We start from the raw sequence: 13,040 nt of genomic DNA on the forward strand, positions 1-13,040 counted from the left end.
AACTTAGAAACACCAGTAATACAAGAAACACCAGGAAAGCCATCCCTCACGGGGTGGCTTTCCTGCGTTAACGGCCACCCGAGGGTGGCCTTTTCGCGTTAACCCGCTGTCACGATGCCTGCCACGCGCGGAGCCCACCACAACACCCCGACACGGTCACACCCCCACACACAACCCACCACCCACTACGTGACGGAAGTCACGGGCTGGCGTGTGTGAAGCCGAGGGTCGGCGTACGTGGCGGAGCCAGGATCCCGCCCACGCGTCTGTCGCGGCGGGCGCAGCATCCGCTTGCGTACGTGTGGTCGCCTGTATCCGGGCATCTGTTCGCACTGCACCGCTTGGGGTATCCGGTCTGCGCGCCGGCAAGCTGTTAGGCCACGCACTCACTGCAGGGCCTTGCTGTTTGATCAGCGGTCGGGGAAACCGTGGGGAAGCCCGGTCAGGACCGGAGCGAGGCGAGCAAGGCGCTCACGCTCGAGCAGGAGAGCGGTGCACTCACGTTCGCGGCGCACGGCCGCGACTCCGACCAGAAAGAACTCGGCCGGAACGTCGGGCAGCGGGGAGACGAAGGGGGAGACCTCTGCGGCCAGGGTCTGAGCCAGCCGTTCGCGGGTGAACGGCGTCAGGTGCGCGGACTGCCGCAGGAACTGGGCGACGCGACGCGCCAGCCGGTCGGGCAGCCGAGCGATATCAACGGTCTGCGACCACGGCAGTAATGCCTCGGGCAGTGGCCGCGCAACTTCGCGGTTGCGCTGCACGCGTTCGTGCTGGCTGTAGGTGCCGGCAAGCAGATCGCCCAGACGTTTGGAGCGGTTGTTGAGCAGGGCCGTGGTTGCGGCCAAGCCGCCGAGGGTCATGATGACCTCGAGCACGCCGGTCAGGGCGCGAATGAAGGCGTGGCGCAGCGAAATTGCTCCACCGTCGTCACGCACAATGCGCGCGCCGATGGCCAACTTGCCGAGAGACCGGCCGTGCGTGAGCGTCTCGACCAGCACCGGCACGATCAGCAGGGAGAAGACGAAACCGGTAATCGACACCGCCTGGGTGAGCGCCGAATCGATGTCGCCCGCCAGGGTCGAAAAGAACGCCAGAAGAATGAGCAGATACAAGATGAAATAGGAGACCGTGTCGATGATCGAACCGGCAGCGCGCAGAATGATGCTGGTCGGCCGCACGTCGAGCGCGACCGCCTCGCCGGTGATGAGCTCGTCGCCCGGGCGCAGTTCGTCGTCGTTCGTGGCGGCGCGATCGGTGGGACGCGCGGTCTCCTTCATGTCTACTATTGAACCAGATGGATCTAGACGCATATACGGCCGCGCATCGCGCCGACTGGGACCGCCTGACCGAGCTCGGCGCCCGGCGGCGTCTGAGTGGTGCCCAGTCCGATGAACTCATCGAGCGCTATCAGGCCGGAGCCACCCAGCTCTCGGCGATCAAATCCACTGCCGGATCGACGCTGGAGGGTGACCGCCTGTCGGTCGGCCTGTCCCGCGCCCGGCTTCGGTTCACCGGGGTGAGCGCGAATGTGTTCGTGCAGATTCCGAGGTTTTTCGTCGCCCAGCTGCCGGCCGCCCTCTACCGGCTGCGCTGGCTCACCCTCGCGGTAGCCGTGGTCACCTTCGTCGTCGCCGGGCTCTACGCTGTGTGGGCATACAACGATCCGCGCGTGCTGGCCAATCTTGGAACGGATGCCCAACTCGCCCAGTTGGCCAACGAGGACTTCGTCGGCTACTACTCTGCGAACCCGGCGGCCTCCTTCACTGGTTTCGTCTGGACCAACAACGCCTGGATCGCGGCGCAGTGCATCGCCTTCGGCATCGTCGGCGTCTATGTGCCCTTCATCATTCTGCAAAATGCCATGAGTCTCGGTACCACCGCTGCGATCATGTTCGCCTACGACAAGGGCGACGTGTTCTTTCTCTACATCGCTCCGCACGGGTTGCTGGAGCTCACCGCGATCTTCGTCGCTGCGGCCGGCGGGCTGCTCATCTTCTGGGCCTGGATCGCCCCCGGCGCACGCACGCGCGGGCAGGCACTGGCTGAAGACGGCCGGGCGCTGTTCACGGTGGCCATCGGCCTCGTCTTCGTGCTGCTGGTATCGGGCATCATCGAAGGCTTTGTCACGTCGCAACCCTGGCCGTGGCCAATCAAGATCGGCATTGGAGCCATCGCGCTCGGCGCATTCCTGACCTACATGATCGGGCTCGGCGGCCGCGCGAGCCGGGCCGGTGAAACCGGCGACCTCGGCGAGTTCGAGGCCGGCAGCACGCGCATCTACGCCGCCTGACACGCCGCCTCGTTCAGAGCCGGCCGGCGGCCTTCAACGCGATGTACCGGTCGGCCAGGCCCGGCGGAAGCAGCGCGGGGGAGGCGGTGACCACATCCGCTCCCAGCTGACGGATGGCGGCCGACACTCGGGCCACGTCCAGCAGGGCCCGTTCCGCGGCGGCGGCCCGGTAGATCTCGTCACGTCCGCCGCGGGTAGCGGCCGCCTCGACGGTGGCCGGGTCGAGCACGGACGCCACGACGACCGTGTGCCGTTTCGTGAGCTGGGGCAGAACCGACAGCAGCCCCGTCGATGCCCCGGCAGCGTCGATCGAGGTGAGCAGCACGATCAGGGCGTGCTGGCTCGTGACAGAACGCACCTGGCCGGGAACTGCCGCCCAGTCCATCTCGATGAGTTCCGGGTCGATCATGGCCATGGAATCGACGAGCTGCGCAAGCAACGCCGCGCCAGTGGCGCCCTGCACGCGGCCGCGCACGCGGCGGTCAAAGGCGAGAAAGTCCACCCGGTCGCCGGCGACCGAGGTGAGGGCCGCGAGCAACAGGGCGGCCTCGAATGCTGTGTCCAGCCGAGGCTCGTTGTTCACCCGTGCCGCCGACGTGCGCCCGGTGTCGAGCACGATGACGACGCGGCGATCGCGCTCCGGCCGCCAGGTGCGCACCGTCACGTCGTTGCGCTTGGCCGTGGCCCGCCAATCGATCGAGCGCACATCGTCACCGCGCACATACTCGCGCAGCGAGTCGAACTCGGTGCCCTGGCCGCGCACCATCACGCTCGTGCGCCCGTCCAATTCCTTGAGCCGAGCAATTCTCGACGGCAAGTGCTTCCGAGCGTGAAACGGCGGCAAGACCCGAATGCGCCCCGGCGCATTGAGCGTGGCCTGACGGTTCCACAGACCCAGCGGTCCACGCGTGCGCACCGTCACGTGTTCGACCCGGCGTTCCCCACGACGAAACGGCGTGAGGGTGAGGGAGACGAGCCGTCGTTCCCCGCGCGGGATCACGACCCGGCTGCGACCCAGGCCGGCACCCGCAGACGGCTGCCAGGCATCCCGGACCACGGCAACCAGACGCCGGTGCCCGGTGTTGGTCAGGAATAACTCGCTCGTGACCGATTCGCCGAGTCGAACGCGGGTCGGCAGCATCCGCTCCACCGTGACGGCGCGTGGCGATGCCGCGAGCGCAAGGTCGATGCCGCCGAGCAGAAGCACGAACAGCAGCCAGAGCGCGAGCACGCCGGCGGCCGCTGTGAGGTCGGGTCCGAACAGCACGATGGGCACGACGCCGAGAGCGACGAGAAGAACGAACCGTCCGCTGAGCGTCATCGTTAGATCGGAACCTGAACCTGCTGCAAAACGCCGCGCAGAATGGCATCGACCGAGACACCCTCGAGTTCGGCTTCGGGGCGCAGCTGCACGCGGTGTCGCCAGACCGGCAGTGCCATCGCTTGCACGTGATCGGGCGTGATCGAGTTGTAGCCGTTCAGCCAGGCCCATGCCTTCGTGGCGGCGAGCAGCGCGGTCGTTCCGCGGGGGCTGACGCCGAGCTTGACCGAGGGGCTCGTGCGCGTGGCGCGCGCCAGGTCGACGATGTAGGCGAGCACATCCGCGCTGGACCCGACCCGCGAGACGGCCGTCTGGGCCGCGGCGAGTTCGGCAGCGCCGAGCACCGCGTTCACGCCGGCTCCGGCCAGGTCGCGTGGGTTGAATCCCGCCGCGTGGCGACGCAGCACCTCGATCTCATCGGTACGGGCGGGCACATCGAGTACGAGCTTGAGCAGGAACCGGTCGAGCTGCGCCTCCGGCAGGGTGTACGTGCCTTCGTATTCGATCGGGTTCATGGTCGCGGCCACGATGAACGGCTCCGGCAGTTTCAACGACTCGCCGTCGACGCTGACCTGCCGCTCCTCCATGGCCTCGAGCAACGCCGACTGCGTCTTTGGCGGTGTGCGGTTGATCTCGTCGGCGAGCATGATGTTGGTGAACACCGGACCCTGCCGAAACTCAAACTCACCCGCTCGAGCGTCGTAGATGAGCGAGCCGGTCACATCGCCCGGCATCAGGTCGGGCGTGAACTGAATACGCTTGGTGTCGAGGCTCAGCGCGTGGCTGAGAGTGCGCACGAGCAGCGTCTTGGCGACGCCCGGCACGCCCTCGAGCAGCACGTGACCGCGGGCGAGCAGTGCGATGATCAATCCGGTCACCGCGCCGTCCTGACCGACGACGGCCTTGCCGACCTCGGTGCGCACCCGGTTGAGCGCCGCGCGCAGCTCGGCGGCATCCTCTGCGCTAAAGAATTCGGCGTCCCCAAGAACGGCATCGATGGGAGTGCTGGGAGTGGTGGGAGTCGTCATGGGTCCATTCTTTCGGCCGGTGGAGATACAAATTCATGAGTAGCGGATGCCGGCACAGCCCCGGCCCGCACGGCCTGACTGGTCGCCTGTTCGAGGGCTTGTAGGTCCTCAGAGAACGCCATCAGCTGCGCGTCGGAGCGGGGGAACGCATCGACCAGCACCCGCCGTACCTCATCCGGCGCACGGCCGGTGATCAGGGCGACCGAACCGATGACGTCTTCCAAATGCGCGAGACGCCCCAGACCGACGGTACGGGCGAGGCGTTGCACGGCACCGACGCGCAGGGCATCGAGTGCCCGCAGCCGGGCGTTGCTCCGCGCATAGAGTCGGGCGCGACCCTCCATGGTCTCGCTCGCCTTCACCGTGACCGGCAGGTTCTCGGCTACGAGCGGCCCAAATCGCCGTCCGCGCCAGAAGGCGGCGGCGGCGGCGGCGAATACGAGCAACACGAGTGCGGGGCTGACCCAGCCCGGTGTCAGCTCGGCGAGCGAGGGAGGTCCTGTGCGGGGAAGATCGGCCAGGGTTGGCAAATACCAGACCAGCGAGTCGCTCGGCCCGAGCAGCCCGAGGGCGAGCGCCGCATTGCCGTAGCCGGCCACGTTCTCGTTGTTGAATACGCGGGCGTCGGGCACGAGGGTGACGATGCCGCCGGTCGTGTCGTTCGATACCTGAACCAGCGAGTAGGTGTCGGCGCCGCTGGCAAAACACCCAGTGATCAGCGGATGCCCATCCCGGTTCGGAAGTGACAGGGTATCCCCGCCCGGCAGTAGCTCTTCGGCTCGGATCGCGGCTGGCACCGAGCAGCCGGCTGTCAGTGACTCCATTTTTGACACGCCGCCGAAGCCCACGGTCGCCGCCACCGCCTGAAGGGTCAGAAAATCGGGTGCGACGACGACGGTGCGCGCGGCGAGCGCGGTCAGCTCGGTCAGCTGATCACCGTCGAGGTAGCCGTTCTCGTCATAGAGCAGCACGGTCGAATCGCTCCCGATCGCGTCGCGCACCTCGGCAAGAGAGTCGGCCAACGTCACCGCGACGCCCTGCTGACGCAGCACCTCCACGAGTGCCATCGAGCCGGCCGGAGCCGCGTTGTCCCCGGCCAGCGCCCGACCAGCCGCGTTATTGGCGCCGGACAGGAACACGGCGACACTCGCGACCGCCACGATGCTGATAGCGGCAACCACCCAGAACGAAAAGCGGCGCAGCAGGGCGCGCAGGGTCGGCGTCGCCACGGTCGTCACGATCGGATCGCGCGCTGCGGCAACGCCGCCTACCTCGCCGCTAGTGCGGCCGTTGCGGGCAGCGATGACCGTCTGCGACTCGAGTCGTGGCCTGCTCATGACCGGCCCGCCTCGGCCAACGGGGTGAGCGCGACCGGCGCCGCCGCACGCATCTCAGCTTCAAGCGTGGCGAGGGCGCGGTACTCGAGCTCGGTTCCGTCTTGTTCGAGGTAGCGCACCCGGTCGAAGATGTCTGCCGCCAGGGCCAGGGCCGGGCCATTCGACGGAAACGCGAGCCGGGCCCGCGCGGCGAAATCGTGTGCGGTTGTGCCCGGAGTGACCGAGAGCACCGTGCGCTCGGCGAGCCCGCGGGCCAGGGCGCGAAAAATTTCCTGGCAGGCCAGACTCCAGTCGCCGCCGTTGGCCGCTGCGTTGGCCGCTGAGCGCATCGCCGCGCTGCTGCGCTGGTCGATCGTGCCGAACAGGCCGTCGGTAAACCGGCGTCGCCTGGCCAGTTTGGGAGCGCCGAACAGCAGCCAGCCCGTCACGAGCCCTGCAATCACCAGAATGATCGCGACAACCGGCAGCCAGCCCTGCAAACCGCCGTCGCCGCCGATGGTCAGCGCGTTCAACCAATCGAGAAAGCCCTGTGACGCCCGGTCGAACCAGGTCGGCCTGGCCGCTTCGTAGGGAGCCTTGGCGAGTTCTTCGCGCAGCCACTGCCGAGCGTCAGGAGCGTCGGGAATCACCGGCACATCGCCCGGCGCGCCGGCGGCGATCCGGTCAACCACAGACCCAACCGACGATCCAAGCTGCGCTAGGCCCATTGTTGTCATGCCGCTTGGCGCCCGGTACCGGAAACGGCCGGCAGCAGATACGGGTCGGGCACGTCGCCGCCCTGCGCGGCCGATTCGACGAAGCGGGCCAGTTCAAGATCAAGGCCCTCCTTGCGCATGCGCAGGTCGAGGTAGACGAGCGCGACGGCTGCCGACTGCACGACGGCTGCGACCGCCGCCACCGGAATGGCGATGATGAGGCTGAGGATCACGCTGAGAATCGACGATTGCTCGGCCAATGCGCCGGTCGGGTCGACCAGCATCGTACCCACTCCGAACAGCAACGAGACGGGTAGGGTGACGATCTGGCTGATCACCTGCACGATCAGGCCGACCAGCAGCAGCACTCCCAGGGTGCGCCAGAAATAGCCGCGGGTCAGCGACCACGACCGAATAACGGATGCCCGCACGCCCAGTTTCTCCAGCACGATCAGGCTCGGCACCGCGCTGGTTTTGGTATACAGGAATGCGCTCGCTGCCGCGAGCAGCAGACCGCCGAAGACGCCGACCAGCACACCGGCGACGATACCGGCGACATCGCCGACGCTCACCAGCAGTACGACGACACCGGCGATCACGGCCACGCCGAGCAGCAGGGCGACGGTCAGCAGCAGGGTCCACAGGGTCAGTGGCCAGAGGCGGGTCGCCGCCCGGCGCCACAGGGTGCCGAGGCGCAGTTTCTCGCCCAGGGTGGCGCGGGCCACCTCGACCACAATGACGGCCTGCAGCAGCGCGGACGCGATGACGGACAGCGCGATCGGAACGATCGCCGACAGAGCGCCCGCCAGCACTGATCCGGCGGTGACGGCATCGCGCTGGTCGAACGGGGCGCTATCGATGCGGTCGAGAGCCCAGAGAGTCACGAGTCCCATAATGACGACGGTGACGAGCATGATCACCGCCTGCACGATGAGGCCGCTGCCGAAGGTGGCCTTCGGATTGCGGCGCAACACCTGGAACGACGCACCGAGCAGCGTGCCGAACCCGATCGGTCGCAGTGGAATCAGCCCCGGTTTGGGCGGAGGTGCCCACCCCCGGCCGGCGTCACCGCTGTGGTGCGGTGCATTCTGGTACGGCGAGACGGGCGCCGAAAACTCCCCGCCGGGTAGTGGAACGGAAGCATCGGGGGCTTGCCAGGGGTCGGTCACCATTCCATGCTGGCACAGGTCGATCAAGAAATGCGCTCGCAGGCACTCTGTCAGCGCGCTCGGCTACGCTTATGCCAGACTTTGCCCTACTCATCGGGCAATCTGTCCCGCGCACAATCGGAACACACGACGACTGTGTTTTGGAAAGAGAACTATGACCGCACGCATTTTGGTTATCGATGACGATACCGCCCTGTCCGAGATGATCGGCATCGTTTTGCAAGGGGAGGGCTTCAACCCGGGGTTCTGCGCCGACGGATCGCTCGCCCTCGAGACGTTTCGCGACGAGAAGCCCGACCTGGTCCTGCTCGACCTCATGTTGCCCGGCCTCGACGGCATCGAGGTATGCCGACTGATCCGCGCCGAATCCGGCGTACCGATCATCATGCTGACTGCGCGGTCTGACACCACCGACGTGGTCAAGGGCCTCGAGTCTGGTGCCGACGACTACATGGTGAAGCCGTTCAATCCCAAGGAACTCGTCGCTCGCATTCGCACCCGTCTGCGCCCGCCTGCCGCGGACGGCGCGCTCACCCTCCACGTCGGTGACCTCGTGGTGAACGCGGTCGGCCACGAAGTCACCCGCGGAACGGCCGCGATCAACCTCACCCCGCTCGAGTTCGACCTGCTGTTGGCCCTCGCCTCGAAACCCCAGCAGGTCTTCACCCGTGAAATGTTGCTGGAACAGGTCTGGGGTTACCACTACAAGGCCGACACCCGACTCGTGAATGTACACGTGCAGCGGCTGCGCGCCAAGGTTGAGCACGATCCCGACAATCCCAAGATCGTCATGACGGTGCGCGGCGTCGGCTACCGTGCCGGCACGGTCAGCTAGAGACCCAGGACCAGCATGAGGGCATGGCGAGACCCGCAGGAACGGTTCAGGGCACCGTGCCGCAGCTGACATATTGGAGCAGGCCGCGCACTTGGCCGAGGCTGGTGCGCGCCTCCTGGCGTTCTTCCCTGCAATTTCGCACGATAACCGTTTCGGTCGCCCTCTCCGGACTGGCGATTCTCGTCGTCGGCGTGTACATGTCGGTCAGCATCGGCAACGACTTGTTTCAATCTCGGCTGAGCCAGGTGCTGTTCGAATCGGACCGTGCGACCAGTGCCGCGCAGAGCCTGCTTGACTCCTCCGATGCCACCGACCGGGTGCAGGTGCAAAACCTACTCAGCTCGGCGCGCACCTCGATCTCCGCAACCTCATCGAGCCGGCTGGTCGCCGTGCTGCGGGTGCCAGGCCAGGATCCGTCGACCGTCGCGCCGCTCGATTCGTCGACGTTCGGGCAATCCACCGGGGTGATCGGCGCCGACCTGCGCACCGAGGTGCAGGCCAACGACGGCGACCAGTTTTGGCAGTCGGTTACCCTGACCGGCAACGAGGCCGAGAGCATGCCGGGAATAGTTGTCGGGTCGCAGATCGCGGTTCCGGTGGCCGGCCGTTACGAGCTGTACATCGCCTACAGCCTGCAGGATGCCGAAGCGACACTGCTCTTCGTGCAGCAGACACTCGGGGTGGCCGGTGTCACCCTCGTTCTGCTGATCGGGGTTGTGTCGTGGATTGTCGTGCGTTTCGTCGTCACACCGCTGCGGGTAGCCGCCGAAACGAGCCAGAAACTCGCCTCCGGTGACCTCGCTGTGCGCATCCCCGAGAAGGGCGAAGACGTCATCGCCACCCTCGCCCGCTCCTTCAACGGTATGGCCGACAGCCTGCAGAGCCAGATTCGTGAACTCGCCGACCTCTCTGAGGTGCAGCAACGCTTCGTGTCGGATGTCTCGCACGAACTGCGCACGCCGCTGACGACCATCCGCCTGGCCGGGGATGTGCTCTACGACCAGCGGGCGAGTTTCCCCCCGGCTACCGGCCGCACCGCCGAGCTGCTGCACACCCAGGTCGAGCGGTTTGAGCTGCTGCTGAGCGACCTGCTCGAAATCAGCCGCTACGACGCCGGGTCGGTGGAACTGGAAAGCGAGCCGACCAACCTGGTCCATCTCGCCGAAGATGCCATCGACAGTCTGCGCTCCCTCGCCGAATCCAAGGGCAGCGACCTGCGACTGGTGGCGCCGGGAGGGTATCTGAACGCCGACGTCGATCCGCGGCGTATCCGCCGGGTGCTGCACAACCTCATCGGCAACGCGATCGAGCACGGTGAGGGCAAACCCGTCGTGGTGTCGGTCGACAGCGACGCGAGTGCGGTTGCGCTCGCCGTGCGCGACTACGGGCTGGGCATGAGCCAGGGCGAGGTCGCGCATGTCTTCGACCGGTTCTGGCGGGCGGATCCGTCTCGTCAGCGCACGATTGGCGGCACCGGGCTCGGGCTGGCCATCGCCCGCGAAGACGCGAGCGCGCACAACGGCTGGCTGCAGGTCTGGTCGAGTCCGGGCGCGGGTTCCTGTTTTCGGTTGACCCTGCCGCGCACGACGCGGGGCCGGCTCGAATCGTCGCCGATCCCGCTGCCGCCCGACGACGCCGCGGCCATCGGCGAGGCCGGGCATGTGCCGGGAATGAGCGGAGGACCGCATGACTAGTCCAGCACGTTTCCACACGTTACGAGGCCACGGCTCGGCGCGCGTCCTTCCGGCGCTGCTGGTGGCCATCAGTCTCGCCGTCGGTCTGGGCGCCTGCACCGGAATTCCGCGCGACGGTGTGGTGCACGCCGGCAACGATATTGCGCCCGACGACAATCCAGCCCCGGTTTTTCTGCCGGCGCTGCCGCAAAAGGACGCGTCGACGGAATCCATCCTGCGCGGTTTCATCGATGCTTCCTCGAGTCCCGAGAACAATTACGACATCGCCCGCCAATTCCTGACCCCGGCCTTTCGCAGCAGTTGGGATCCCACCGTGGGGGTCACCGTCGACAACGGCTCCGGGCGCACCCTGACCGTCATCGAGGACAGCGCCACGCTCGTGGCCGTCACACCGCTCGCCGAGGTGGACCAGTCCGGGGAATATCGTGAGGTCGACGCTAGCCCGGTGCCGCTGCGCTACGAATTTCAGCAGATCGGCGGCCAGTGGCGCATCAGCGCGGCCCCGAACGGCACTGTCATCGACGAGAACACGTTCAATGACGTGTTCAGCGCCCAGCCGGTCTACTTCTACGACCCAGGCTTTCGGTTTCTGGTTCCAGACCTGCGTTGGTTTCCGCGCGGTGCATCCGCTCCCACCAAACTCGTCAACGCCGTTTTGAACGGACCGAGTGCCTGGTTGGACGGCGCGGTGGCCACCGCATTCCCGGAAGGCTCCGCACTCACGGCCGATGCCGTGCAGGTGGTTCGGCGTCGGGCCATGGTCGACCTGAACAGCGAAGCGCTCAACGCCGACCGGCAGGCCCTCCAACGCATGAAAGCGCAGCTGGCAGCGAGCCTGCCGGCCGGCCTGTCGGTGGAGATCACCATCGACCAAAACTCTCAGGCCATCGATGATCTGGAGGCTGGGGCCCCGCTCGTCCATCCGCGCGTCGACGCCCGGGCGCTCGTGCTGCGCGGTGCGGAGTTCGGTTTCCTTGCCGCGACCGGGCAGAATATCACCGTGCTCGACGGTTTGTCCGACACGATTGCCCAGCTCGACCCGAGCGCAGTGACGCTCGCGTCGGGTCAGGGTGTGGCTGCCGTGCTCGCGAACGACGGCGTCTACGTCGTACGAGCCGGTGACGAACCGAAACTGCTTGATTCGCGCGCGGGCTTGCTCGCGCCGTCCATCGACAACGACCGCTTCGTGTGGTCGGTGCCGGCAAACGATCCGAGCGCACTGGTCGTCTATAGCCCAGCAGGGGAGGCTACCGTGCTGACGACGCCGTGGCCAGAAGCCACCTCGATCACGGCCCTGAAAATCTCCCGCGACGGGGCTCGAATAATCGCACTGCTTGGCACCGGCACCGAAACTCGATTCGTCGTCGCCTCAATTACTCGCATGGGCGCAGCGCCGACCGGAATCGGCGCGCCGGTGCTGTTGGCGTCCGGCGGCGGCGGAACCGGCCTCGACGCGACCTGGATCGATGAATTGACCGTCGCGTCGCTGAGCGCCCTGCCCAGTGGCGAGACACGCATCGTCGCGCAACAGATCGGCGGCGTCAGCTCCGTTCTGGAATCACCCGCGAGCAGCCGATTCATCGTCGGCAGTAACTCGGTGCGCGACCTGCGCGCCCTCACCGACACCGGCAACCTCGAGGTGCAACGCGGAGCGGGCTGGCAGGCCCGCATCGACGGCGTGACCCTGCTTGCCACCCAGCAGGGCATCGGCGGCTAAACCGGCTCGCACGAGCACCGGCCGGTGCCCGCCCAGCGGTCGGCAGCGCGCCGGCCAACCCGACATCTTCTCCCCAGAAGTAGTCGCGTCCCGGTTCTCCACCGCCAGCCAAGCCGGGCAGCACCGACCGGCAGTCGGCGGCACACTGACGCCATGAGCCGACGGCTGCGTGACTGTTTGACCCGCGCGGCCCGGGATGCCTGGGATGCCTGGGCTACCGTACTGCCCACCGAGTGCAGCGGCTGCGGAGTCGTCGACCGCGCGCTGTGCGCGAGCTGCCGACGGGCGCTGCTGCCCGCCGTGCACCCGGTCACCCGCGACGACGCGCGTATTTGGGCTGCGCTCACCTACGAGGGGGTAGCCCGCCACGTGATCGCCGCCTACAAGGACGGTGGGCGAACAGATGCCGCCGCCACGCTCGCCGCACCGCTGCGAGCGGCCATCGTGGCCGCGCTCGCTGCCGTTCCCGGCGCTACCCGATGGAGTGAGGCCGCGCCCCGCCGCGCCAGCAGCACCGGAATTCAGCTGGTAACCATCCCCTCGTCCACCCGGGCCTGGCGGGTGCGCGGCTACCACCCGGTCGATGCCCTGCTGCACCGTGCCGGCCTGCATCCGTTCCCGGTATTGGCACAGCGCCAGGAGACCCTCGACCAGGTCGGCCTGGGCCGGGCGGCGCGGGCCGCGAACAAAGATCACAGCCTCGTAGCGACACGGTCGCTCGATGGAAGGCGGCTGATCCTCGTCGACGACATTGTGACCACCGGAGCGACCCTGCTCGAGGCGCGGCGCGCCGTGTTCGCAGCGGGCGGCACCGTCGTCGGCCTGGCGGTACTGGCGGAAACGCGGCGGCGGCAGCCCCAGCCGTGGCCCCCTGGGCAAACTGATCGACAAATACTGTGACATATCTGACTCCCACGGCTACGGTGGAGACAAAGGCGCGAAATGACCGCCCGG

General features: G+C 67.2%; 11 protein-coding genes. 5 read left to right on the plus strand and 6 right to left on the minus strand.

What is annotated here, in order from left to right; translation table 11 throughout:
• Positions 1-410: 410 nt before the first annotated feature.
• A complete protein-coding gene (locus E3T50_RS04195; RefSeq protein ID WP_134550738.1) occupies positions 411-1,277 on the minus strand; it encodes an RDD family protein in 867 nt (288 codons plus the stop codon).
• A 17-nt stretch (positions 1,278-1,294) separates the two neighbouring features.
• On the opposite strand from E3T50_RS04195, the gene E3T50_RS04200 reads away from it, so the two are divergent.
• Positions 1,295-2,290, plus strand: coding sequence for a stage II sporulation protein M (locus E3T50_RS04200; RefSeq protein WP_134550739.1), 996 nt, complete (start codon positions 1,295-1,297; stop codon positions 2,288-2,290).
• Between the two features lie 13 nt (positions 2,291-2,303).
• On the opposite strand, the gene E3T50_RS04205 is transcribed toward E3T50_RS04200, so the two are convergent.
• From E3T50_RS04205 to E3T50_RS04225, 5 genes are read right to left on the minus strand one after another with little or no spacing between them, the layout of a single operon-like run.
• On the minus strand, positions 2,304-3,611 hold the full coding sequence (locus E3T50_RS04205) for a DUF58 domain-containing protein (RefSeq protein WP_134550740.1): 1,308 nt from the start codon (positions 3,609-3,611) through the stop codon (positions 2,304-2,306).
• A gap of 2 nt (positions 3,612-3,613) precedes the next feature.
• Positions 3,614-4,639 carry an AAA family ATPase gene (locus E3T50_RS04210; protein ID WP_134464478.1) on the minus strand — a complete coding sequence of 342 codons (1,026 nt, stop codon included), beginning with the start codon at positions 4,637-4,639 and terminating at the stop codon, positions 3,614-3,616.
• Positions 4,636-5,976, minus strand: coding sequence for a DUF4350 domain-containing protein (locus E3T50_RS04215; protein WP_134550741.1), 1,341 nt, complete (start codon positions 5,974-5,976; stop codon positions 4,636-4,638). The genes E3T50_RS04210 and E3T50_RS04215 overlap by 4 nt, the downstream gene beginning before the upstream one ends.
• Entirely contained in the window at positions 5,973-6,647 is a 675-nt protein-coding gene (locus E3T50_RS04220) for a DUF4129 domain-containing protein (RefSeq protein WP_166784200.1), read from the minus strand. Before E3T50_RS04220 ends, E3T50_RS04215 begins: the two co-directional genes overlap by 4 nt.
• 41 nt (positions 6,648-6,688) lie before the next feature.
• Positions 6,689-7,843: a hypothetical protein gene (locus tag E3T50_RS04225; protein WP_206751309.1), complete on the minus strand. Its 1,155-nt coding sequence runs from the start codon at positions 7,841-7,843 to the stop codon at positions 6,689-6,691.
• 151 nt (positions 7,844-7,994) lie between these two features.
• Here E3T50_RS04225 and mtrA point away from each other — a divergent pair, with 151 nt between their 5' ends.
• The 4 genes from mtrA to E3T50_RS04245 all read left to right on the plus strand — a co-directional run bounded on the left by mtrA (position 7,995) and on the right by E3T50_RS04245 (position 12,986).
• On the plus strand, positions 7,995-8,675 hold the full coding sequence (mtrA, locus tag E3T50_RS04230) for an MtrAB system response regulator MtrA (RefSeq protein WP_134464472.1): 681 nt from the start codon (positions 7,995-7,997) through the stop codon (positions 8,673-8,675).
• 23 nt (positions 8,676-8,698) lie between these two features.
• On the plus strand, positions 8,699-10,369 hold the full coding sequence (mtrB, locus tag E3T50_RS04235) for an MtrAB system histidine kinase MtrB (protein ID WP_134550744.1): 1,671 nt from the start codon (positions 8,699-8,701) through the stop codon (positions 10,367-10,369).
• Positions 10,362-12,086, plus strand: coding sequence for an LpqB family beta-propeller domain-containing protein (locus E3T50_RS04240; protein ID WP_134550745.1), 1,725 nt, complete (start codon positions 10,362-10,364; stop codon positions 12,084-12,086). Before mtrB ends, E3T50_RS04240 begins: the two co-directional genes overlap by 8 nt.
• A 153-nt stretch (positions 12,087-12,239) precedes the next feature.
• Positions 12,240-12,986 carry a ComF family protein gene (locus E3T50_RS04245; RefSeq protein ID WP_134550746.1) on the plus strand — a complete coding sequence of 249 codons (747 nt, stop codon included), beginning with the start codon at positions 12,240-12,242 and terminating at the stop codon, positions 12,984-12,986.
• Positions 12,987-13,040: the final 54 nt, after the last annotated feature.

This window comes from Cryobacterium gelidum (genome assembly GCF_004403985.1).
Lineage (GTDB): Bacteria > Actinomycetota > Actinomycetes > Actinomycetales > Microbacteriaceae > Cryobacterium > Cryobacterium gelidum.

What these genes read in the sequence shown, in the direction of transcription:
- E3T50_RS04210 (WP_134464478.1), bottom strand. Translation starts at nt 4,639, where the DNA reads ATGACGACTCCCACCACTCCCAGCACTCCCATCGATGCCGTTCTTGGG.
- E3T50_RS04245 (WP_134550746.1), top strand. Translation starts at nt 12,240, where the DNA reads ATGAGCCGACGGCTGCGTGACTGTTTGACCCGCGCGGCCCGGGATGCC.
- mtrA (WP_134464472.1), top strand. Translation starts at nt 7,995, where the DNA reads ATGACCGCACGCATTTTGGTTATCGATGACGATACCGCCCTGTCCGAG.
- E3T50_RS04240 (WP_134550745.1), top strand. Translation starts at nt 10,362, where the DNA reads ATGACTAGTCCAGCACGTTTCCACACGTTACGAGGCCACGGCTCGGCG.
- E3T50_RS04195 (WP_134550738.1), bottom strand. Translation starts at nt 1,277, where the DNA reads ATGAAGGAGACCGCGCGTCCCACCGATCGCGCCGCCACGAACGACGAC.
- mtrB (WP_134550744.1), top strand. Translation starts at nt 8,699, where the DNA reads ATGGCGAGACCCGCAGGAACGGTTCAGGGCACCGTGCCGCAGCTGACA.
- E3T50_RS04205 (WP_134550740.1), bottom strand. Translation starts at nt 3,611, where the DNA reads ATGACGCTCAGCGGACGGTTCGTTCTTCTCGTCGCTCTCGGCGTCGTG.
- E3T50_RS04225 (WP_206751309.1), bottom strand. Translation starts at nt 7,843, where the DNA reads ATGGTGACCGACCCCTGGCAAGCCCCCGATGCTTCCGTTCCACTACCC.
- E3T50_RS04215 (WP_134550741.1), bottom strand. Translation starts at nt 5,976, where the DNA reads ATGAGCAGGCCACGACTCGAGTCGCAGACGGTCATCGCTGCCCGCAAC.
- E3T50_RS04200 (WP_134550739.1), top strand. Translation starts at nt 1,295, where the DNA reads ATGGATCTAGACGCATATACGGCCGCGCATCGCGCCGACTGGGACCGC.